This is a genomic window from Micromonospora sp. NPDC005252, assembly GCF_042872475.1.
Lineage (GTDB): Bacteria > Actinomycetota > Actinomycetes > Mycobacteriales > Micromonosporaceae > Micromonospora.
Genome location: NZ_JBIAKN010000003.1, coordinates 427,884 through 447,519, shown reverse-complemented (window position 1 = coordinate 447,519; position 19,636 = coordinate 427,884). Strand labels below are relative to the sequence as shown.

Annotated in this window: 21 protein-coding genes; 10 read left to right on the top strand and 11 right to left on the bottom strand. The window is 71.7% G+C overall.

Going from position 1 to position 19,636, the window contains the following annotated elements:
• Position 1: 1 nt before the first annotated feature.
• The 5 genes from ACFYPH_RS11695 to ACFYPH_RS11675 are packed head-to-tail and all read right to left on the bottom strand — an operon-like array spanning position 2 to position 4,056.
• Positions 2 to 574, bottom strand: coding sequence for a hypothetical protein (locus ACFYPH_RS11695; protein WP_387181098.1), 573 nt, complete (start codon positions 572 to 574; stop codon positions 2 to 4).
• Positions 571 to 1,893 (bottom strand): hypothetical protein, encoded by a 1,323-nt coding sequence (locus ACFYPH_RS11690; protein ID WP_387181095.1) that lies wholly within the window; start codon positions 1,891 to 1,893, stop codon positions 571 to 573. The genes ACFYPH_RS11695 and ACFYPH_RS11690 overlap by 4 nt, the downstream gene beginning before the upstream one ends.
• Complete coding sequence (locus tag ACFYPH_RS11685; protein WP_354853642.1) at positions 1,890 to 2,690, bottom strand: ATP-binding cassette domain-containing protein; 801 nt, start codon at positions 2,688 to 2,690, stop codon at positions 1,890 to 1,892. The genes ACFYPH_RS11690 and ACFYPH_RS11685 overlap by 4 nt, the downstream gene beginning before the upstream one ends.
• An 11-nt stretch (positions 2,691 to 2,701) precedes the next feature.
• Positions 2,702 to 3,508: a hypothetical protein gene (locus ACFYPH_RS11680; RefSeq protein ID WP_355064705.1), complete on the bottom strand. Its 807-nt coding sequence runs from the start codon at positions 3,506 to 3,508 to the stop codon at positions 2,702 to 2,704.
• The gene (locus tag ACFYPH_RS11675; protein ID WP_387181091.1) at positions 3,505 to 4,056 is read right to left on the bottom strand and encodes an RNA polymerase sigma factor; all 552 of its coding nucleotides are present in this window, start codon (positions 4,054 to 4,056) and stop codon (positions 3,505 to 3,507) included. Before ACFYPH_RS11675 ends, ACFYPH_RS11680 begins: the two co-directional genes overlap by 4 nt.
• A gap of 332 nt (positions 4,057 to 4,388) precedes the next feature.
• Between ACFYPH_RS11675 and argS the strand changes: the two genes are divergently transcribed.
• The 4 genes from argS (at position 4,389) to ACFYPH_RS11655 (ending at position 10,787) form a co-directional block, all read left to right on the top strand.
• Positions 4,389 to 6,107: an arginine--tRNA ligase gene (gene argS / locus ACFYPH_RS11670; protein WP_387181088.1), complete on the top strand. Its 1,719-nt coding sequence runs from the start codon at positions 4,389 to 4,391 to the stop codon at positions 6,105 to 6,107.
• Positions 6,108 to 6,227: 120 nt separating this feature from the next.
• Positions 6,228 to 6,998: an IclR family transcriptional regulator gene (locus ACFYPH_RS11665; protein ID WP_387181085.1), complete on the top strand. Its 771-nt coding sequence runs from the start codon at positions 6,228 to 6,230 to the stop codon at positions 6,996 to 6,998.
• 322 nt (positions 6,999 to 7,320) lie between these two features.
• Positions 7,321 to 8,757, top strand: coding sequence for an extracellular solute-binding protein (locus ACFYPH_RS11660; RefSeq protein WP_387181083.1), 1,437 nt, complete (start codon positions 7,321 to 7,323; stop codon positions 8,755 to 8,757).
• A gap of 125 nt (positions 8,758 to 8,882) precedes the next feature.
• Positions 8,883 to 10,787 carry an ABC transporter permease subunit gene (locus ACFYPH_RS11655; RefSeq protein WP_387181080.1) on the top strand — a complete coding sequence of 635 codons (1,905 nt, stop codon included), beginning with the start codon at positions 8,883 to 8,885 and terminating at the stop codon, positions 10,785 to 10,787.
• A 39-nt stretch (positions 10,788 to 10,826) separates the two neighbouring features.
• Here ACFYPH_RS11655 and ACFYPH_RS11650 read toward each other — a convergent pair whose 3' ends face one another.
• Both ACFYPH_RS11650 and ACFYPH_RS11645 read right to left on the bottom strand, forming a co-directional pair.
• Positions 10,827 to 10,961, bottom strand: a complete 135-nt coding sequence (locus ACFYPH_RS11650) for a hypothetical protein (RefSeq protein WP_354853621.1) — start codon at positions 10,959 to 10,961, stop codon at positions 10,827 to 10,829.
• The gene (locus ACFYPH_RS11645; RefSeq protein WP_354853618.1) at positions 10,951 to 11,595 is read right to left on the bottom strand and encodes a TetR/AcrR family transcriptional regulator; all 645 of its coding nucleotides are present in this window, start codon (positions 11,593 to 11,595) and stop codon (positions 10,951 to 10,953) included. The genes ACFYPH_RS11650 and ACFYPH_RS11645 overlap by 11 nt, the downstream gene beginning before the upstream one ends.
• A gap of 57 nt (positions 11,596 to 11,652) precedes the next feature.
• Between ACFYPH_RS11645 and ACFYPH_RS11640 the strand changes: the two genes are divergently transcribed.
• From ACFYPH_RS11640 to ACFYPH_RS11630, 3 genes are read left to right on the top strand one after another with little or no spacing between them, the layout of a single operon-like run.
• Positions 11,653 to 11,946 (top strand): hypothetical protein, encoded by a 294-nt coding sequence (locus ACFYPH_RS11640; protein ID WP_354853615.1) that lies wholly within the window; start codon positions 11,653 to 11,655, stop codon positions 11,944 to 11,946.
• Positions 11,946 to 12,824 carry a class I SAM-dependent methyltransferase gene (locus ACFYPH_RS11635; protein ID WP_387181075.1) on the top strand — a complete coding sequence of 293 codons (879 nt, stop codon included), beginning with the start codon at positions 11,946 to 11,948 and terminating at the stop codon, positions 12,822 to 12,824. Before ACFYPH_RS11640 ends, ACFYPH_RS11635 begins: the two co-directional genes overlap by 1 nt.
• Positions 12,824 to 13,231: a hypothetical protein gene (locus ACFYPH_RS11630; RefSeq protein ID WP_355064690.1), complete on the top strand. Its 408-nt coding sequence runs from the start codon at positions 12,824 to 12,826 to the stop codon at positions 13,229 to 13,231. Before ACFYPH_RS11635 ends, ACFYPH_RS11630 begins: the two co-directional genes overlap by 1 nt.
• A gap of 7 nt (positions 13,232 to 13,238) precedes the next feature.
• Here ACFYPH_RS11630 and ACFYPH_RS11625 read toward each other — a convergent pair whose 3' ends face one another.
• The 3 genes from ACFYPH_RS11625 to ACFYPH_RS11615 all read right to left on the bottom strand — a co-directional run bounded on the left by ACFYPH_RS11625 (position 13,239) and on the right by ACFYPH_RS11615 (position 16,179).
• Positions 13,239 to 14,135 (bottom strand): helix-turn-helix domain-containing GNAT family N-acetyltransferase, encoded by an 897-nt coding sequence (locus tag ACFYPH_RS11625; protein WP_355064688.1) that lies wholly within the window; start codon positions 14,133 to 14,135, stop codon positions 13,239 to 13,241.
• A 10-nt stretch (positions 14,136 to 14,145) separates the two neighbouring features.
• Positions 14,146 to 15,309 carry a low temperature requirement protein A gene (locus ACFYPH_RS11620; RefSeq protein WP_387181072.1) on the bottom strand — a complete coding sequence of 388 codons (1,164 nt, stop codon included), beginning with the start codon at positions 15,307 to 15,309 and terminating at the stop codon, positions 14,146 to 14,148.
• A 72-nt stretch (positions 15,310 to 15,381) separates the two neighbouring features.
• Complete coding sequence (locus tag ACFYPH_RS11615; protein WP_387181070.1) at positions 15,382 to 16,179, bottom strand: SAM-dependent methyltransferase; 798 nt, start codon at positions 16,177 to 16,179, stop codon at positions 15,382 to 15,384.
• Positions 16,180 to 16,321: 142 nt separating this feature from the next.
• On the opposite strand from ACFYPH_RS11615, the gene ACFYPH_RS11610 reads away from it, so the two are divergent.
• Positions 16,322 to 16,786 (top strand): hypothetical protein, encoded by a 465-nt coding sequence (locus ACFYPH_RS11610; RefSeq protein WP_387181067.1) that lies wholly within the window; start codon positions 16,322 to 16,324, stop codon positions 16,784 to 16,786.
• 118 nt (positions 16,787 to 16,904) lie between these two features.
• Positions 16,905 to 17,531 (top strand): phosphatase PAP2 family protein, encoded by a 627-nt coding sequence (locus ACFYPH_RS11605; protein WP_355064682.1) that lies wholly within the window; start codon positions 16,905 to 16,907, stop codon positions 17,529 to 17,531.
• A gap of 122 nt (positions 17,532 to 17,653) precedes the next feature.
• On the opposite strand, the gene ACFYPH_RS11600 is transcribed toward ACFYPH_RS11605, so the two are convergent.
• Positions 17,654 to 18,361, bottom strand: a complete 708-nt coding sequence (locus tag ACFYPH_RS11600; protein WP_387181480.1) for a prepilin peptidase — start codon at positions 18,359 to 18,361, stop codon at positions 17,654 to 17,656.
• Positions 18,362 to 19,084: 723 nt separating this feature from the next.
• On the opposite strand from ACFYPH_RS11600, the gene ACFYPH_RS11595 reads away from it, so the two are divergent.
• Positions 19,085 to 19,621, top strand: a complete 537-nt coding sequence (locus ACFYPH_RS11595) for a hypothetical protein (protein WP_387181477.1) — start codon at positions 19,085 to 19,087, stop codon at positions 19,619 to 19,621.
• Positions 19,622 to 19,636: the final 15 nt, after the last annotated feature.

Sequence of the window (19,636 nt, the reverse complement as noted above, 5' to 3'; positions counted from 1 at the left end):
GTCACTCGCGTCGGGCGGCTCCGCGCATCGCGTACGTCACCAGGCCGGTGACCGCCAGGACGGTTGCGACCGCCGCCGCCGGTCGGCTGGTGTGGGGTTGTCCCTGCCAGGTGGCGAGCGCGCCCCACGTGCTCGGCTGGGGGAACATCGCGGCGACGACCGCCCACCCCATCGGAAGGAACCAGGCGCGGGCCGCGCCCACGACCGCCGCGCAGAGGGCGGTCAGGCCGAGCAGGCCGGCGGAGTCGCGGACCACCAGCGCGGCGGGGCCGAAACGGGCACCGGTGGGCTGAGTGGCGAGCAGCACGACGAGTACGACCGCCAGAGCGGCCAGCAGGTGCACGGCTCGGCGCCACGGCCAGTGCAGTGCGGCAGTGCGTTCCAGGTCTTCGTCCGGGGCGGCCAGCGTGGTCGACAGGACCGCCACCATCAGCATGACCGTCAGTACGACGAGCAGGAGGATGGCGTCGCGCTCCTTCGCGAGGGTCAGCCACAGCGCCCAGATCAGGGCTGCGGCGCCGACGGACGCGGCCAGTGCCAGGGGTACGCGTCGTGCGCGCAGGTGGAGGGTCATCGCGACAGCAGTCCGGTGGTGTCCCGGCAGGCCAGGATCGCGTCGCGGACCGCCGTCACGCGGGCGATCGCCTCCGGTGCCGGTAGCTTCTGCAGGCCCTGCCACAGGGTGACCGCCTCGGCGTTGAGCTGCGGATCTTCCTCGATCATCTCGGGGATCACGCCGACGTCGGAGACCGGCTCGCGGCCGAGCAGGTGGTAGGCGGCTGCCCGTTCGATCGCGCCGTTGCGCTCGCATTCCCCGTTGCCGTACCCGGTGCCCAGGCCGAAGACCATCTCGGGGACCACGGCGTCGGGGTGGGCCAGGCCGCCGTGGTCGTCGATCCGGACGTCGATCGTGACGATGTCGGCGTCGCGGGCGGGCGGGTCCTCGAGGAATAGGGCCCGCCTGTCCTCGTGCGCCTGCGTGGGGGCGTTCGGCATTTTCGCGAGGACGGACAGGCCCTGGCGGGCGAGTGGGGTCAGCGCGTCCAGCACGTTCGCGTGGACGCGGGTGACGCAGACCTTCGGCGCGTCGTCGGTGCAGACGAGTTCGCGGGCGACGGGGTCGACAGGTGCGACGAGGGCTGCGTCGTCGCGGGGGACGATCGCCGCCGCGGCGCCGAAGCCGAGCAGCACCGGCAGCACGGCGGCCACCGAGGCCCGTCGGCCCCCGGCGACCAGCAGGAGTACGCCGGTCAGCGCGAGCCCGCCCATGAAGAGGGCGAGCACGGCGGTGACCCGCGGGTCGATGGTCTGGAACGGGTAGAACGGGGTGCTGCCGTAGGCGGGCGACAGGATCGCGCCCATCCAGTCGGGCCGCATGATCACGGTGAAGAAGACCAGCAGCACACCCGCCACGGCGAGCACGGGAGCGGTCACCAGAGTGGGCAGCAGCCGCCCGATACCCAGGCCGAGCCAGGCCGCCGCGACGAGGCAGAGCGCGCCGACCAGCGTGATGGCGACGACGTCCGGCGGGAAGTAGGCGGCGGTCGACGCGATCCGCAGGCCGCCCGCGGCGACCACGAGCAGGAAGGCGAGCCCGACCGAGGATCCCATCGCGACGAGGACCGGCAGCATCCGGCGGATGCGGGACCGGGGTGTGGTGGCGAACAGTTCGCCGACCTTGGCCCGGTGCTCGCGGCGGCCCTGCCACGCTCCGGCGGCCAGGGCGATCGGCCACAGCAGGATCATGTACTCCTTCACGGTCAGCGTGAGGGACATCCAGCCCTCCGACCAGCGCCCCGGGGCGATGTAGAGGGCGGCGACGCCGACCGCCAACGCGAGCAGGGCGGCGCCGGCCGCGGCGGAGCGCCGCAGTTCGATCCTCAGGACACTCATCGGGCGGCCTCCGCATGGTGGCGGCGGAGCAGGGCCGAGTAGCCGCGTTCGGCGGGGCTGTCGCCCGGGTGGTGTTCGTCGCCCTGGGTGGCCAGGGCGGCGGGTGTGCCCTGCCACACCAGCCGGCCCTCGTTGATCAGCACGACCTCGGTGCAGGCGGCGACCACGTCCTCGACGAGGTGGGTGGAGACCAGTACGCAGGCGTCCGTACCCAGGTCGCGCAGCAGCTCGCGCAGGTCGAGGCGCTGTTCGGGGTCGAGGCCGACGGTCGGCTCGTCCAGCAGCAGCACCTGCGGGTCGTTGACGATGGCCTGGGCGACGCCGGCCCGGCGCAGCATCCCGCCGGAGAGTGTCCGGAGGCGGGCGTCGGCCTTGGCGCTGAGTCCCACGCGGTCGATCGCGCGCTGCGTGGCCGCCGGGATGTCGGGCTTCGGCATCTCCTTCAACCAGGCCAGGTACGACACGAACTCGCGCACCGTGAACCGCGGGTAGTAGCCGAAGTGCTGCGGCAGGTAGCCCAGCGCGCGCCGGGCCTGGCGCAGGTCGGCGCGGCCGTCGACCGAGCTGCCGAGCAGGGTGAGCCGACCTCCGGCCGGCTTGAGCACGGTGGCGAGGGCACGCATCAACGTCGTCTTGCCCGCGCCGTTGCGCCCCAGCAGGCCGTGCACGCCGGTGCCCAGGCTCAGGTCGAGCCCGTCGACGGCCAGGTGGCGGCCGGCCCGCACCTTCAGCGCCTCGGCGTGAATGGCCCAGGGGTGGATGGTGGTGGCCGTTTCGGCCGTACTCACCGCTCGCATGGTGGTTCCTTTCAGAACGAGGTGAGGCGCCGGAAGCTGTTGGCGCGCAGGAGGGTCAGGGCGGCCAGCACGACAGTGACGACGGCCCACCCGCCGGTGGCCGCCGGTTCCAGGAGCACCGGCAGTTCGGCGGTGGCGAGGCTGGGCGCGACCACGGCGGCGGCCCAGGCCACCATCAGGCCGATCGCGGCGCGGTGAACGCCGACGAGGGAGCCGAGCAGCAGCGTGGCGGCGGTGAAGGCCAGGCACGGCAGGAGCATCAGCGCGGGGTTCGCCCGGCTGGCGCCGAGGGCGGCGAACGCGGCGAGCACCGGGATGACGAGGACGAGCACCACTGCGGTACGGCGCAACAGCATCGTCAGACCGGCCGACGGGGTGCCGACGATCAGCTCCCAGGCCGGGTCGGCGCGTCTGCTCCAGGCAGCCGCGACCCCGGGCAGCGGCGCCAGGGGCGCGAGCAGCAACACGATCGACGGCAACTCGGACAGGAAGTACGTGAGCAGGGCCGCGGTGCCGAGCACGCCGGCGGTCATGGCGACCCACGGCAGCAGCGCCGCCACGAACCAGCGCTGCCGCACCGGCGTACGGAAGAAGGCCCTGGACCGTGGGGCGGGGCCGGCGGCGATCCCACGGTCGACGGCTGCCGCGACCTCGGCGACCAGGGCGCGCGACTTGGCGGTGGTGCTGCCGGCCAGGCGGGCGCGGCAGTCGGCGCAGTCCTCCAGGTGCACCTCGATCGACCAGACGGTCGCCTCGTCGAGGCCGGGATCGAAGTCGGCGTAGCGGTCGATGTCATTCAGGGTGGGATGCGTGGTCATGACAGGGCCTCCCGCAGGACGATCCGGGCGCGGCGGATCCGGGACTTGACGGTGTTCTCGGGTACGCCCAGCAGCACGGACGTCTCGCGGACGGTGAAGCCGTCGAGGACTGTGGCGCGCAGCACCGCGCGGACCTCGGGCGGCAGCACGGCGAGGGCCTGTTCGAGTTCCTGCCCGACCCGGCCGGCCAGCACCTCGTCCTCGGCGGCGGGCACGACCGTCTCGACCGGGTGCACCTGCGGCATCCGCGCCTGCCGGGAGCGACGCCGGAACGCGTCGACCAGGCGGTGCGCGGCGATGGTCCACAACCAGCCGACGGCGCTGCCGCTGACCTGGTCGCCGGCGAAGCTGCCGGCCGCCCGCCAGAGGGTCAGGTAGGTCTCCTGGAGGACGTCGGCGACCACATCGGGGTCGGCGCACCGACGCCGCAGCCGCACCTCCAGCCAGGGTGCGGTGCGCCGGTAGAGCTCGTCGAAGGCCCGCCGGTCACCGTGGGCCACGCGGCGTACGAGTTCCTGCTCGTCGGCCGCGTCCAGACTTCGTCTCACATCAGGTAAGACGACGACCCCCTCGTGATCGGGTCCCGCATCGGTGTGACCGCCGTCACCGACGTCGGCCCGGTCGACGTCAATGGCGTTGCACGGCCACGGGTCCGCTGGTTAGGTTGACGCCATGTCCAGCTCGTACGCGTCCCCGACGGCGTCCCCCGACGTCCTGTTCGGCGCGCTGCGACGCCGGCGGTCCTGCGACCGCCCGCGCTGAGCATCCCTCACCTGCGACCGGCGGATCGAGCCGCCGGTCGTCACCGATCGTCCTCGGTCCGCCCGCATCCCCTTCCGGTGATCCGCGAGCGGCGGATCCGAGCGAGATCGGCGTACCCATGGATCTGGAAAAGCTGCTGACCGACCGGCTGGCGCCGGCGTTCGCGACGGTGGCCGGCGTACCTGTCGACCCGGTCGTGCGGCGGTCTCCGCGCGCGGACTTCCAGTCCGACGCGGCGCTGGCGTTGGCCCGGCGGCTCGGCCGGCCGCCGCGCGACGTCGCCGCCGAGGTGCTGGAGTACGCCGACCTGGCCGACGTGTGCAGTGTCGCCGAGGTGTCCGGGCCGGGCTTTCTCAACCTGACCGTCGCCGACGCGGTCCTGGCCGGGCTGGTGTCCGCGCTCGCCACCGACCCGCGGCTGGGTGTGCCGGTGGCCGCCGAGCCGGAGACCGTGGTCATCGACTACTCGGCGCCGAACGTGGCGAAGGAAATGCACGTCGGGCACCTGCGCTCGACGGTGATCGGCGACGCGGCGGCCCGGCTGCTGGAGTGGCTGGGGCACCGGGTGCTGCGGGCCAATCACCTGGGCGACTGGGGCACGCCCTTCGGCATGCTGATCGAGCATCTGGCCGATCTGGGCGAGGCCGAGGCCGCACACGAGCTGTCCATGGGGGACCTGGACTCGTTCTACAAGGCGGCTCGGGCGAAGTTCGACGCCGACGAGGCGTTCGCCGAGCGGTCCCGGCTGCGGGTGGTGGCCCTGCAGGGCGGCGATCCGGTGACGCTGCGGCTGTGGCGGCTGCTGGTGGAGCAGTCCGAGCGGTACTTCCTGACCGTGTACGACAGGCTCGACGTGACCCTCACCGAGCGGGACTTCCACGGCGAGAGCAGCTACAACGACCTGCTCGCCCCGGTGGTCGAGGACCTGGGTCGGCTCGGCCTGCTGCGCGAGAGCGACGGGGCGGCCTGCGTGTTCCCGCCCGGCTCGGTGGGCCGGGGCGGCGAGCCGCTACCGCTGATCGTCCGCAAGTCCGACGGCGGGTACGGGTACGCGGCGACCGACCTGGCGGCGATCCGGCAGCGGACCGACGCGCTGGGCGCGACCCGACTGCTCTACGTGGTCGGGCTGCCGCAACGGCGGCACTTCGAGATGGTGTACGCCGTCGCCGCACAGGCCGGTTGGCTGTCCCCGCCGGCCCGGGCCGAGCATGTCGGGTTCGGCTCGATCCTCGGGTCGGACGGGCGGATGCTGCGCAGCCGGGCCGGCGGGTCGGTGAAGCTGGTCGGGCTGCTGGAGGAGGCGATCGCGAGGGCCACCGCGCTGGCCCGGGACCGGAACCCGGAACTGGGCGAGGCTGAGGCGGCCGAGGTGGGCCGGGCGGTCGGCATCGGCGCGATCAAGTACGCCGACCTGTCCAACGACCGGCACCGGGATTACGTGCTCGACTGGGAGCGGATGCTGTCCCTGGACGGCAACACCGCGCCCTACCTCCAGTACGCGTACTCCCGGATCCAGTCGATCTTTCGGCGGGCCGGGGTGGCGGCCCGGCCGAACGCGACCGTCACGCTGGCCGAGCCGGCGGAGCGGGCGCTGGCCTTCGAACTGGTCGGCTTCGGCCGGGTGGTCGGCGAGGTGGCGGAGGACCTGGAGTTCCATCACCTCGCCGGCTACCTGTACCGGCTGGCCGCGGCGTTCAGCGCGTTCTACGAACGGTGTCCGGTGCTGCGGGCCGAGGGGCCCGTCCGGGACAGCCGGCTGGTGCTCTGTGACCTGACCGCCCGGGTGCTTCGGCAGGGCCTGCACCTGCTCGGCATCCGGACCCCCGAACGCATGTGAACGCCCCCTTACTGCTCCGCCATGGCCATGGCGCTCGGGGCTGACGTGGCTATCCTCTTCAGGTGCTGGTCCGTGTGGAGATCGTTGGCACGAGTCCGGCACTGCGAAGGGACCTTCGACATGCCCCGTGTGGTACCGGCAGTCATCCGCGCGCTTGACGTCCTCGAACTGTTCCTGGATTGCCCCCAACTGTCGGCCCGCCAGGTGATGGAGCGTCTCGACCTGCCCCGCACCACAGTCCACGAGCTGCTCGTCACGCTTGAGGCTCGCTCGTACCTGATCTCCGTACCGGGCCAGCCGGTGCAGTACCGGCTCGGCATGCCGCTGTTCCAGCTGGGCGCGGCGTTCGCGGGCCGGCTTGATCTGGTACGCGAGGCGCAGGGCGTCGTACGGGACGTGGCCGCCAGGTGTGACGAGGCGGTTCATGTGGCGGTGCTCGACGGCGCCGATGTCATCTACCTCGTCAAGTTCGACAGCACGCACCCCGTTCGGATGGTTTCCGGAGTCGGGCTGCGGCTGCCGGCCCACTGCACGGCGGTCGGCAAGGTACTGCTGTCGGCCCTCGATCAGGCGGACCTGGACGCCGTCCTGTCGAAGGATCCGCTGCCGGGGATGACGCCGGACAGCATCACCGACCCGGACCTTCTCCGTGAGCATCTCGAAGGTGTCCGGGCGGAGGGTGTCGCGGTCGACGTCGGCGAGTCGGACAGCGCGATGCGCTGCGTCGCGGCGGCGATCCGGGACCATTCTGGTGCCGTCATCGCCGCGATGAGCCTGTCCGCGCCGATCATCCGCTGGACGCCTGAGGTGCAGGTGGAGTGGACCGGGCTGGTTCGGGAGGGCGCGGCCGCGCTGTCGGCTCGGATGGGCTACCGGGCCCAGTCTCGATAGCCGACCTCCCGCTTTCGGGTCGAAACAGCATCGAAACATTGACATTACTCAGTGCCCTGCTCTAGCGTCGCGACCACTCGATCCGGTATATCGAACCTAGTTCGAAATCTCGAACGGCGGTGGTCCCGTGACCCGACCGAACTGGAACGTCAGCGCCACCATCTCGGCCCGGTCGCCGATCGCCTCAACCTCGTCGCGCTGCCCGACGTGCGGCACCCGAAATGTCGCGAGTGGCCCGGGCGAAGCGTGGAACCCAACCATCGCGGTGTCCGCCAGGTGAGCCTTCGGCGTGCAGCCGTACGCGGGGAAATGAAGGAGGCGAATGTCCATGGAAGAAAAGCCGGCGTGGTCTCGGCGCGGCTTTCTGGGGGTGGGGGTGGGTGTGCTCGGCGCGACCGGCCTGGCCGCGTGCGGGGGCAGCTCCGAATCGCCCAGCAAGGTGCAGCCGGACGTTCCACAGGAGCTGATCGACGCCGCGTCGTCGATGAAGGGCTCCTCGATGGGGATGCTGTCGCAGAAGCTGTACTCGACGGCGGCGAACGAGGCACTCGACAGCTCGGTCAAGAAGTTCGCCGACACCACCGGAACGAAGATCGAGAACAGTCTGGTCCAGGCCGACGCCGGTGACGTGGTGGCCAAGATCGATGCCGAGGTCAAGGGCGGGGTGGCGCGCGACCTGGCGTTCATGACCGACTCACGGTTCGTCGCGCAGTTCCAGGCGCTGGGCGACCTGGAGGACGTGACGGACGTCGTCACAGCGCTGACCGCCACGTACGGCGAACCGTGCGCCGAGGCCAAGAACTTCTGCGTCTTCGACGGCAGGTGGTTCGCGATCCCGTACCACTTCATCGGGATCGGATCGTTCCTGCGCAAGGACTGGATGCAGGACAAGGGCATCACGCCCAAGGACATCTACAGCTGGGAGGAGCTGCGGGACCTCTGCCTGGAGATCTCCGATCCGGGCAAGCGCCGGTTCGGCTGGGGCATGACGGTGAACCGGTCCGGTGACGGCAACGGCATGATCGAGGCGCTGATCAACGCGTACGGCGGGTCGATCGCCTCCAACGACGGCCGGAAGGTCACGTTCGACTCCCCCGAGACGGTGCAGGCGGTGACCTTCCTGGGCGACATCTACACCAATCCCAAGTACAAGCCGATGCTGCCGCCGGGGGTCGCGAGCTGGACCGACACCAGCAACAACGAGAACTGGCTCGCGGGGATCCTCGGCTACACCCGCAACCAGTTCAGCGTCTACGCGGACTCCCGGACCAAGAAGAACCCGGTGTACGCGAACACCCACGTGTTCTCCGACTGCATCGGGCCGGCGACCAACAATCCCCTGCTGCTCGGCCAGTCGCAGGGCTTCGTCGTCTTCAAGGGCGCCAAGAACCCCGGGCTCGCCAAGCTCCTGGCGCAGTACCTGGTCAGCGCGCCCGCGCTGCTCGGGGTGGCGAAGGAGGCGCCCGGCCTGGTGATGCCCGCCTGGGAGAAGGTCTGGGACGCCGACCCGTTCTTCACCAGCGGCGACCCGGCGTTCCCCATGCTGCGCAAGATCACCGAACTGAAGCTGCCGCTGAACACGAAGAACGGCCTGGCCTTCCCGCAGAAGGCCAGCGCGGGTCAGCAGGCCGTCGGCGCGGCGTACGTCCTCACCGACATGATGCAGCAGGTCGTCCAGGGCACGGCGCCGGCGCAGGCCGTGACGGCCGCCCACGCGAAGATGGTCCAGATCTTCAACCAGCAGGGGCTGCCACAGTGAGGTCGGTCCGTCCCGCGCGGGCCCCGGCGGCGAGGAGGTCCCCGCCGCCGGGACCCGGCTCCCTCACGGCGGTCCAGCGGCGGCTGGGTCGTGACTGGCGACTGGCCGCACTGTTCCTCGCGCCCATGGCCGTACTGGTCGGCGGGCTCGTCCTCGTGCCGATCGCCAGGTCGATCGTCACCAGCACCACGGAACGGCACGGGCAGGACACCGTGTTCGTCGGCCTGGACAACTACCTCCACCTCGTCGGCGACGACCAGTTCCACACGGGCGTGGTGAACTCGTTCGTCTTCACCGCGTACGCCGAGATCTTCAAGGTGGTGCTCGGGCTGGCTGCGGCCCTGCTGCTGCATCACCGGCGCCGCGGCCGCGCGGTGCTGGCGGGGCTGCTGCTGGTGCCGTGGGTGGTGCCGACGGTGGTGACGGCGTTCAGCTGGCGCGCGCTGCTCGACCCCATCTTCGGCAGCGTCAACACGCTGCTCACCGCCACCGGGATCGGGCCGCTGCTGGCCAGCGCGCACCTGGTGGACAGCTGGCCGGCGGGCTGGCTGTCCGACCCGTCGCTGGCCATGCCGTCGGTGATCCTCGTCAACGTCTGGAAGGGGGTGCCGTTCTTCACCGTGTGTTTCCTGGCCGGGTTGAAGGCCATCCCGGCGGACCTCTACGAGGCGGCGACCATCGACGGGGCCTCGTCGTTGCAGCGGTTCGTCAACGTGACGCTGCCCGGACTCCGTCACGTGATCACCGTGACGGTGACCCTGTCGTCGATCTGGACGTTCAACAACTTCGACCTGGTCTGGTTGCTGACCCAGGGCGGCCCGGGTGACGTGACCGCGCCGTACGTGCTCGTCGCGTACTCGAAGGCGATCTTGCAGTTGCAGTACGGCGCGGGCGCGGCGGTCACGCTCGTCATGTTGCCGGTCATCGGCGGGCTGGTGTTCGTCCTGGTCCGGCTGTTGCGCCAGGATTCCGGGGCGAAACTGCCCCGACCACGCCGCGCAGCGTGGTGGGTCGGTACGCGATGGACCGCGACGTCGCGCAAGGCCCTGCCGTGGGTCGTCGCGGCGGTGGTCACCGGCCTGCTGGCCTGGGCATCGCCGCAGATCTTCTGGAAGGCGGCGGTGGTCCTCGGGGTGATCCTGCTGATCGCCGCGGCGGTCGGCCGGGTGGTCTCGACCCTCCAGTCGCGCGGCGGTCGCCGGGCGTCGTCTGTGGTGTCGGGCCTGGGATCCGGTGTCGCGCTGGCCGGGCTGCTCTTCTTCGTGCTGGGCCCGCTGTACTGGATCGCCGTCACGGCCTTCAAGTCCGAGGGCCAGGTCGTGATGCGGACCGACGACCTGTGGCCGACGCCGTGGACCACCGAGCAGTTCAGCGGGCTGTTCGACAACCAGCCGTTCGGCCGCTGGTACCTCAACACCCTGCTGGTGTCCGCGGCGTCCACGGCGGTGGCGCTGGTCTGCGCCGCCCTGGCGGGCTACGCGCTGGCCCGGCTGCGGTTCCGCGGGGCGCAGGGCTTCACCGTCACGGTCCTGCTCACCTACGTGATGCCGGGCGCGCTGCTGTTCATCCCGCTGTACCAGATGCTCATCGGCGCGCGGCTCACCGACTCGTTGTGGTCGCTGGTGGTGACGTACCCGACCTTCACGCTGCCGTTCGCCACCTGGCTGCTGGTGGGCTACTTCTCGTCGATCCCCGTCGAGCTGGAGGAGGCCGCGCTGGTCGACGGTTGCAGCCGCGTCCAGGCGTTCGGCCGGGTGGTGCTGCCCCTGGCCAAGCCGGGGCTGCTGGCGGTCGCGCTCTTCACCCTGACCAACGCCTGGAACGAATTCCTCTTCGCCTTCGTGTTCATCACGAAGGACGAGTACAAGACGCTGCCGGTGGGGATGCAGTCGATGATCGCCGGAGACGTCGTACCGCAGGGACAACTCGCCGCGGCGTCGCTGCTCGTCAGCATCCCCGTGGTGATCATGTACGCCCTCGGGCAGCGCTTCCTCACCGAAGGGCTCACCGCCGGCGCGGTGAAGGGCTGACCGGGTACGTCGAGTCGCGAGCGCAAGCGCGGACGTGCATCAGGTGTAGGCGAGCAGGAAGTCCACGGTGCCCGTACCGCCCGGCTGGCCGGGTGGGGTCTGGAGAGCGGTCGGTAGCACCACGCTGTCGCGCAGAATCCGGACGCCGGAACGGATGTGACCGCTACTCGGCACCGGCGATGGTGGCGCCACTGACGGTGTCCACGTACCACCTCTGGTACCGCTCCAGCGACCATCCGCGTTGCCGGACGAGCCAGTCGAAGTTACGGACGTCCTGAGCCAGCCAGAGGATGTCGGCCACCTGATCGACGTCCAGGTCGGGGCGGAGGCCCCCCGTGCCGACGAGTTCGGCGGCGAACATGGCCATGCCCCGGCGGCGCTCGTCGATGTTCTTGCGCCAGATCTCGGCGGCGTCCGGATCGGCCGTGGCTGCTCCGGCCAGCGCGAGCATCACCTGGACCTGTCGGGCGTTGACCTCGGCCAGATGGCGGGCATAGCGGACGAGTTTGGCGCGAGGGTCGGCGAGCGCGCGGATCTCGGCCACGAAGGGCCGGTCCGGCAGGGCCACCGGTTCGTCGTCGCCGGCCAGGGTGACGTCGACCAACTGGGAGAGCAGGTGCCGCTTGCTGCCGAACACCGCGTACAGGGTCTGGACCGCGACGCCGGCTTCCGCGGCGACCGCGGTCAGCGGGGTGGCCGCATACCCGGGGTCGACGAACAGGCGGCCGGCCGCTTCGAGGATTGCTCGCCGGGTCTGTCGGGCCTGCTCCTGTCGGCGGGAAGAGTCGTAGATTCGCTTGACAACCACCGGTCGAGTGTAGTGCTCTATTGGATAGAGGCTCACTCTATCGAGAGGCGGCGGCCGATGCCGTTCGGTGTGTTGCAGGAGATGCCCGGCGTCAGTGAGGCGGAATACCGGCAGGTGGAGCGGCACCTCGGGCCGGACCGGCCACCGGGGCTCCTCGCCCATGTCTCCGGACCGACCGAGGACGGCTGGCGGATCATCAACATCTGGCAGGACGAAGCGGCGTTCCGCCAGTTCCAGTCGGAGCGACTGGTCCGCGCCGCGGGCTTGGCGGCGCAGGAGGACGGCTTCGACCCGACGAAGGCAGCCAACTTCCGGTCGGTGAGCGTCGACGGCGCCGAGATGCCGTTCTGATGGCCGACACCGCCGCCCTACGCTCCCGCAATGCCGCCTTCTGGGCGGGAGCGGCGGCCGGCTGGATCCGCCACGCCGAGCGGCAGGACGAGACCGGCCGACCGCTGGGCGCGGCGGCAATGGATCGACTGGCCGCACGGCCCGCCGAACGGATCCTTGACGTGGGCTGCGGCTGCGGCGGCACCACGGCCGAGCTCGCCAGGGCGGTCGGCGAGACCGGCGCGGCGGTCGGCGTCGACATCGCCGAGGCGATGGTGACCGCAGCCCGCCAGCGGTTCCCGGACATTCGGTTCCACGTGGCCGACATCGAGACTCTCGATGTCGTGCCGGGGGCGCCGTTCGACGCGGCGTTCTCGCGCATGACCCTGATGTTGCTGGCGGATCCGGTCGCCGGCTGCGCCACGATCCGACGATCCCTGCGCCCGGGCGGACGCCTCGCCGCGACCGTCTTCCGCGACGGCGGCGTCAACCCGTGGCTGTCCGCCGCGATGCTCGGCGCAGCACCGCACCTCGGGCCGCTACCACCGCTACCGGTAGGTGACGAGCCCGGTCCGTTCTCCTTCGCCGACCCGGCGAGGCTCGTCCGAGTCCTCACCAGGGCCGGCTGGACCGCCATCACGATCACGCCGTACGACGTCGAACTGGACGCCCCGGACGACGCCGACGCGGTTGCCGAATGGCTCATCGAGGTCGGCCCCGCCGGTGCCGCGTACCGGGCTGCCCCGCTGGCTGGGCAGGCTCCGGCCCGAGCAGGAGCTGCCCGGCTGCTCGGCCGGTTTCGCGAGCCCGGCGTCGGCTATCGACTGCCCACCGGCCTCTGGCTCGTCACCGCGACCACCGGGGCTGACCACCAACAACCAGGTCAGGACGAGAATTGATGATGAGAAGCAATCGCTTGATCGCGCCAGCCCTCTGTCTTGTGTTCGCCCTGACGGCATGCACCGACGCCGACGCGCCCGAGCCCTCCACGCCCGCAGCGCCGGGCACCCCGGCAGCACCCGATGCCGCGCCCAGCGCGGCCGGATCCGCTCCGGCCCGCGGCTCGAATCCGGTGTCGGCGAAGGAGGTGTGTGCCTACCTGGACGGCCAGTTGCCGACGCTGAAGGGGATCGGGTCCGAGACGGGCGCGATGGCCAACCTGACCGTGAACCTCTATTCCTGGTACGAGAAACAGGGCCCCGTGCCGAACGGCCGTCAGATCGACGACCAGACCCGTCAGGAATGCCCGGCGATCCGGACCGAGGTGCTGGAGCTCGCCGGGATGGAGAGCTTCGAACGGCTGTAGCCACTACTTACTGCCCGAGCTGCTTCTCGAACCAGTGGTGGGCGTAGCGCTCGGTGTTGTACGGCTCGATCTCCCGGTAACCGGCCGCGTGGTACATGGCGATCGCCTCGGTGAGGTTGCGGTTGGTGTCCAGCCGGACCGTGCTCACGCCTCGGTCGGCGGCGTACCGTTCCAGCTCGCTCAGCAGCCGTCGCCCGATGCCCAGCCCGCGGACGCTGTCCGCCACCCAGACACGCTTGATCTCGGCGGGTGCGTCGCGGTGGAGTTTGACGGCGCCGCAGCCGACGGGCTCGGTGTTGAGGGTGGCGAGCAGGAGCACGCCGGCGGGCGGGGCGATCTCCTCGTCGTGGATCGGCTTGCTCAGTGCCGGGTCGAACCCGTCGTCGAACCGCCGCCCGATGTCCCGGGCGTAGGCCCGCAGGCACGCTCGGGCTCGCCTGTCGCTCGGCGGGCACGGTGCGATGACCACCATCGACCCGATGAGCAGGCGTTCGACCTCGGCCATGGCGGCGACGAGTCGTTCGCGGCGTCGCTCGGTGAGCGGTTGGAGGATCGAGGCGGCGAGTTCGTCGGACCGCTCGTCGAGTTCGGCCCATTCCGTACGGCCGGCGTCGGTGAGCTGGGCGACGCGTACCCGGCCGTCGCCGCCGGCCTGGCCGGCCGGGCCCACGGTGACCAGCCCGTCGTTCTCCAGGGTGCGCAGGAGTCGGCTGAGGTATCCGGAGTCCAGGCCGAGCCGTGCGCGTAACGCCGCGACCTCGGCGCCGGCGGGGCCGATCTCCCAGAGCAGGCGGGCCTGCCCGAGGGGTCGGCCCTGCGCCATGTACTCGTCGTCGAGCGCACCCACCCGCTGGGTGACAGTCCGGTTGAACCGCCGCACTGCGGCGATGAGCGCGGAGTCCATCTGCCTGACTTTAGTCAGCAGATCTGCGCCGGCGATAGGTGAAGGGGGCGGCGTGGTCCAGGACCGCCACCACGAGCACCACGCCGGTGGCGACCGCACTGATCGCCAGCAGCGGCAGCCGCAGGGCGGCCGCCGCGCCGGCCAGCACGAGCAGCGCGCCAACCCGAGGCCAGGACAACCGCCGGTGGATGGCCAGCGAGAACAGGATCCGGCCGACGAGGAACAGCGTGGGTCCGCCCAGGATGACCGCGACAGCCCTCATGTCGCCGACCTCGGAGGGATGAGCGATGCTCAGCTCGGCCCCGACGGCCGTGACCACTATGCCGGCGATCATCACGAGGTGCAGGTATCCGGTGACGACACCGAGCCGGGACGGGTCGGCGCGCTCGATGGCCGAGCCCAGCTGCCGGCCGGCGGGGGTCACGTAGAGCAGGCCGATCAGCACAGCCGTGGCGAAGACCAGCAGGAAGGCGGCGGTCTCGGCGAGGTCGAGGCGGGTGCCGGCGTACGAGAGCCCGGCAGCCAGGACGAGTTCGCCGAGCGCGATGATCATGATCTGCTGGTAGCGCTCGGCGAAGTGCGCGCCAGCGAGGCGCAACTCCTGCTGACGGGCGCGACCCAGCCTCGGCGTGGGCCAGCCGAGCCGTGGGCCGGTCACGTCGATCGCGAGGGCGAGCACCCAGAGCGGCACCCGCCATTGCGGCAGGAACGCGCCCGCCAGCCACGGCACGGCGGTGACCGTGTACCAGCAGAGGATCCGCAGCGCCCGGCGCTGCCGTGGATGACCGCGCAGCATCGAGGCGGTGACCACGCCCCGGACGAGATGGACCGCGACGTACGCGCCGGCGAAGAGCACCCCCCGCTCCTCGAGCGCCTGCGGGATCGCCACCCCGGCCAGCAGGCTGCCCAGCGTGGCGGCGACCAGCACCACGCGGATGGCCGGGGACTCCGGGTCGTACCAGTCGGCGCTCCAGGTGGTGGTCACCCAGATCCACCAGACGCCGGCCAGCAGCAGAGCGGTGCGCAGCGCGCCGGCCAGCGTGAGGTCGTGCAGCAGGTGCGCGGCCGACTGGCTGAGGGCGAGCACGAACGCCAGGTCGAAGAAGAGCTCCAGGAACGAGGCGCTCAGCGGCGCGTCGCTTGTCCGCAACAGCCGCTCGGGCCTGCTCGCCATCGGCGCTCCTCCCGGTGGCAGGCGCTGTTTCCGTCGTACCACCCGAGGCCCGCCACCGGAGGCGAAAGCGCGTCAGCGGCGGACGCCGACCCCGGCGTAGCCGTGTGAGTCCCCGGCCTCTGGCTCGCCGTCCGGCCGCCACCGGGTGGTCTCGACCAGGCCGGGCTCCACCAGCTCGTACCCGCCGAAGAAGCGCAGCGTCTCGGCGTGGGTGCGGGGCACCAGCGGGGCGCTGCTGGTGCGGTACACGGCCTGCCCGCGCTCGGCCACCTCCGGCGGGACGCCGTCCAGCGTCAGGTGCGACAGCACCAGGTGGCTGCCGGGCACGGTGGCGTCGCGCAGCCGGGCGACGGCAGCCCACGGGTCGTCGTCGTCCGGCACGAAGTGCAGCACCGCGAGCAGCAGCACGGCCACCGGGCGGTCCAGGTCGAGCGTGGCCCGCACCTCCGGGTGGGCCAGCAGGTCGTCCGGCCGCCGCAGGTCGCCCTGCACGACGGCCGCGCCGGGCACGTCCGTCAACAACCGTCGGGCGTACGCGACGGCCACCTCGTCGTAGTCGACGTAGACCACCCGGGCGTCCGGCGCCACGGCTCGTACCACCTCGTGCACGGTCCCCTGGGTGGGCAACCCCGCCCCGATGTCCAGGAACTGGTGGACGCCCTGCCCGACGGCGTACCGGACGGCTCGGCGCAGGAAGTGCCGGTTGGTCTGGGCCGCGAGCCCGGTGCCCGGGAAGATCTCCAACACCCGCTCGGCTGCGGCGCGGTCGGCGGCGAAGTTGTTGCTGCCACCCAGGAAGTAGTCGTACATCCGGGCGACGTTGGGTCGGGCGGTGACGTCGGTCGTGTCAGGTGTCGGCTGGTCGGTCACGAGGGGTCCCTTCGCCGCGCGGTCAGATCTCGATGTCTAGCAGCCGGGGCGACGACCCGCTGACCCCTCGTGTCGTTGATCCGGCTGCGCCCCTGGTCGACGCCGACCACGGTGGGGGCACCGAATCACCGAGGGGGACGCGATGACCGGTCAGCGGGAAACCGTGCGGGTCGACCACGACCTGTTCCGCGCCGTGTACGACTCGCCCGCGTCGCTGCCCGGCCGGCACCGGTGGACCACACCGGAGTCGGACGTCCGCCGTCTGGAGAAGCTGCTGGGAATGCCGGCACGCAGCATCGGCGCCCCGCTGTGGGTCAGCGGCGACGAACCGGACTGCCCGAAGTGCGGCCGGCGGATCACCTGGTACGACATCATCTCGTCGGCACTCACCGGCCTGCACGACAAGAACATGATCGCCACGGTCATCCTCGGCGAACACAGGTACGTCAACACCGAGGTGCCGGAGGCCATCCCCGGGGTGCGCTGCGCCGACTGCCACACCGCCATCGACGGCCTGCGCAGCTTCAAGTGCCACAACTGGGCGTACGCCTTCGAGGCGCTGGAGGCCGTCCGCGAGCGCATGGCCGGCGGGCCCGCGCCGACCTGAGCGCCTGCCGGCGGGCCTCCGTGCGGCCGGCTCGACCTTCGACTCCTGTGCTGCCCCCTGCCGCGTTCCCAGGGTGTCTTCCAGGTGAACGAGGTATGAACGTCTGGTGAGGTGTTTCATGGCCGACAACGGCAGCACGGACGTTCCAGAGATCAGCGCCGAGTGGTACCGCGACATCGTCGACGCGGCCGCCGGCACCCCGCACCCGGTGCAGTGGTTCGTCGGGCACGCCACCGAGGGGGTGATCCTGCTGCTCGGCGCGCTGCTGGTGGCGGCCGCGCTGCGCCGCCTGGTCGGCGGCCCGCACGACCGGGCACTCGCCCTGGTCGCGCCGCTGCCGACCCTCCTCGCGTACGCGAGCAGCGAATGGCTCAAGACCGTGGTGGACGAGGACCGACCGTGCCGGACGGTGGGCCGGGCGATCGTCGCCGGCACCTGCCCACCACCGGGTGACTGGTCGTTCCCCAGCAACCACGCCACCCTGGCCGGCGCGCTGGCGATCACCACACTGCTGCTCTCCCGACGGCTCGGACTGGTCGCGCTGCCGCTGGCCGTGCTGGCCGCGTTCTCCCGGGTCTTCGTGGGCGTGCACTACCCGCACGACGTGGCCGCCGGCCTGCTGCTCGGCGCCCTGGTCGCCATGGTGGCGACCCCGCTTCTGGCCCGCCTGACCGCCGAGGCGCTGCGCCGCCGCGCCGATGCCCGCCGCCCGGTACCCGACCTGGCCAGCCGACCCCGCCCCTGACCCCGCCGCCCGAACGCCGCGCGCCTCGCACTGGGTGCCGCCGCGCGCCTCGCCACAAGATCGTGCTCGATCTTGCGGGCCGCTGGCGGCGAGGGCCGGCGGACGGTCGGTGGGGTGGGCGGTCAGGAGGTCAGGAGGAGGGCACCCACCGTGCCGAGCAGCAGGAACGGGCCGAACGGCAGGTGCGTGCTCCACCGGGCCCGTCGGGCGACCAGCAGTCCCAGACTCACCAGCGCGGACAGCCCGAACGCGAGCAGCAGCCCGAGGAGCAGGACGGGCAGGCCATACCAGCCGAGCAGTGCCCCCACGCTGAGCGCCAGCTTCGCGTCGCCCAACCCGAAGCCGCGGCGGCCGAGCAGCAGCGTGCTGGTGGCGAAGAACAGCGCCAGCCCCGCGCCCGCGGCGATCGCCCGCAGCCAGGGGCCCGCGTCGGCGTCGGCGAGCGCGGCCGCGCCGAGCAGCAGCCAGGTCCCGGCCGCCGCGGGCAGGGTGAGCCGGTCGGGCAGTCGGTGCACGGCCAGGTCGACGAGGACCGCCGGCACGGTCCAGGCGAGCCACCACGCCAGCGCCGGCATCGCCCCGCCCGACGGGCCGACCAGCGCCAGCAGCGCCACGGCGGCGAGCGCGGCCACCTCGACCGTGCCGGGCGGCGGCCCGACCCGGGCCCGGCACCGGCCGCACTGGCCGGCCGGGCCGAGCGCCGGCCAGGGCCGGGTCAGGCCGACCGCCGCGCCGCAGGCGTCGCAGCCGGTCCGGCTGGGGGCTCCCGTGGGTACGGCGTAGCGCACGACTGCCAACCGCAGCAGCGGACTGACCGTCAGGATCGCCAGCCCGGTCGCGGGCCGAAAACGGCCAGGGGCAGGCCCCGCCGCCGCCCGATCGGTCGGGTTTCGCCGACCGGGTGCCGCCGCAGGAGGGCCGGTCAGCGCCACGTGGACCACGCCGGACGCCGGCCGCCCCCCGCAAAGGTGAACACGGATCGTGACTGAACGTTCGCTCGGGTGTAGCGGATGGCGCGGAAACCGACGTCCGCCACCGGCGGCACGATGATCTCCCCGTCCGAGGGCGGGCCGGTCGGCACCGCAGACGGGGTGGCCGGTCCGTCGCCCCGGGACGCAGTCCGGATGCCGGGATGGCGGCGCGATGTCCCACTCTCGGGACCGACGCAGGGGTTGCGGCGGATCGGCCCCGGCCGGCGAGGCCGGACGGTCGGCGACCCCTCGACCGGCCATCGTCCGGAGTGCAGCACGAACACCCGCCACCACCACCCATCATCACGCAGAGTGTTCACTTGAATTGCCTCTGTTGCATCGGCGAGCGTCAGCCTATGCTCGCCCCTTGGGTGTGACGCAAGCCTCACCTCTACGACCGGACGACACGGGACCTTGCATTTGTAGAAGATCCGTAACGGTGAATGCAGAAGCGCAGTAAAAGCTCCGGAAGGCACTGATCCGGGCGCGCTTCCGCATGCCCGGCGGCGGTGCTTCATGGCCACGTCGGGCGACCACGAGGAGGGCTCAGCGGTGCGCGGACGGCAGCTCAGGCGAGCGGCAATCTGCCTGCTGGCGGTCGTGGCGGCGGTGCCGGTCACCGCCTGCGGCAGCGGGCAGGAGGCGGTCGATCGGCCGGCGACGGCGCGGGGCGACGGAGCGCGGGCCGATTCGGGCGCGGAACGGGAAGCTGCCGAAAAGGCGGCGCTCGAGGCGTACTCCGGTTATCTCGCAGCATCGCGGACGGCGAGTCGGCGCAATGATCCACACGCGCCGGAACTGTCCCGGTTTCTCGCTGATCCGCTGCTGACCCGGGTGCAATTGTCCATTCGCGACGCAAAGGAGCACGGCGCGATGCGTACCGGGACGCTGGCGTCCGATCCCAGCGTGACCGCCGTCAGCCTGGACTCTGACCCGGCCACCGTGGAGATCCAGGACTGCCTGGACGCGAGCGGCTACCGGCTGGTCTACACCAAGGACCAGCGCGTGGTCCCGGGCAGCGGTGGCGGCAAACATCTGGCCACCGCCACCGCCACCCGCTATCCCGACGGTCGCTGGCTGATCAGCTCCGGCTCGGCGCACCCGGACCAGCCGTGCTGACCCGGGGGCGGAGAG

Coding starts and splice junctions, on each gene's coding strand:
- argS (WP_387181088.1), top strand. CDS start 4,389: ATGGATCTGGAAAAGCTGCTGACCGACCGGCTGGCGCCGGCGTTCGCG.
- ACFYPH_RS11665 (WP_387181085.1), top strand. CDS start 6,228: ATGCCCCGTGTGGTACCGGCAGTCATCCGCGCGCTTGACGTCCTCGAA.
- ACFYPH_RS11640 (WP_354853615.1), top strand. CDS start 11,653: ATGCCGTTCGGTGTGTTGCAGGAGATGCCCGGCGTCAGTGAGGCGGAA.
- ACFYPH_RS11625 (WP_355064688.1), bottom strand. CDS start 14,135: ATGGACTCCGCGCTCATCGCCGCAGTGCGGCGGTTCAACCGGACTGTC.
- ACFYPH_RS11620 (WP_387181072.1), bottom strand. CDS start 15,309: ATGGCGAGCAGGCCCGAGCGGCTGTTGCGGACAAGCGACGCGCCGCTG.
- ACFYPH_RS11605 (WP_355064682.1), top strand. CDS start 16,905: ATGGCCGACAACGGCAGCACGGACGTTCCAGAGATCAGCGCCGAGTGG.
- ACFYPH_RS11630 (WP_355064690.1), top strand. CDS start 12,824: ATGATGAGAAGCAATCGCTTGATCGCGCCAGCCCTCTGTCTTGTGTTC.
- ACFYPH_RS11690 (WP_387181095.1), bottom strand. CDS start 1,893: ATGAGTGTCCTGAGGATCGAACTGCGGCGCTCCGCCGCGGCCGGCGCC.
- ACFYPH_RS11660 (WP_387181083.1), top strand. CDS start 7,321: ATGTCCATGGAAGAAAAGCCGGCGTGGTCTCGGCGCGGCTTTCTGGGG.
- ACFYPH_RS11695 (WP_387181098.1), bottom strand. CDS start 574: ATGACCCTCCACCTGCGCGCACGACGCGTACCCCTGGCACTGGCCGCG.
- ACFYPH_RS11610 (WP_387181067.1), top strand. CDS start 16,322: ATGACCGGTCAGCGGGAAACCGTGCGGGTCGACCACGACCTGTTCCGC.
- ACFYPH_RS11680 (WP_355064705.1), bottom strand. CDS start 3,508: ATGACCACGCATCCCACCCTGAATGACATCGACCGCTACGCCGACTTC.
- ACFYPH_RS11635 (WP_387181075.1), top strand. CDS start 11,946: ATGGCCGACACCGCCGCCCTACGCTCCCGCAATGCCGCCTTCTGGGCG.
- ACFYPH_RS11685 (WP_354853642.1), bottom strand. CDS start 2,690: ATGCGAGCGGTGAGTACGGCCGAAACGGCCACCACCATCCACCCCTGG.
- ACFYPH_RS11655 (WP_387181080.1), top strand. CDS start 8,883: ATGGCCGTACTGGTCGGCGGGCTCGTCCTCGTGCCGATCGCCAGGTCG.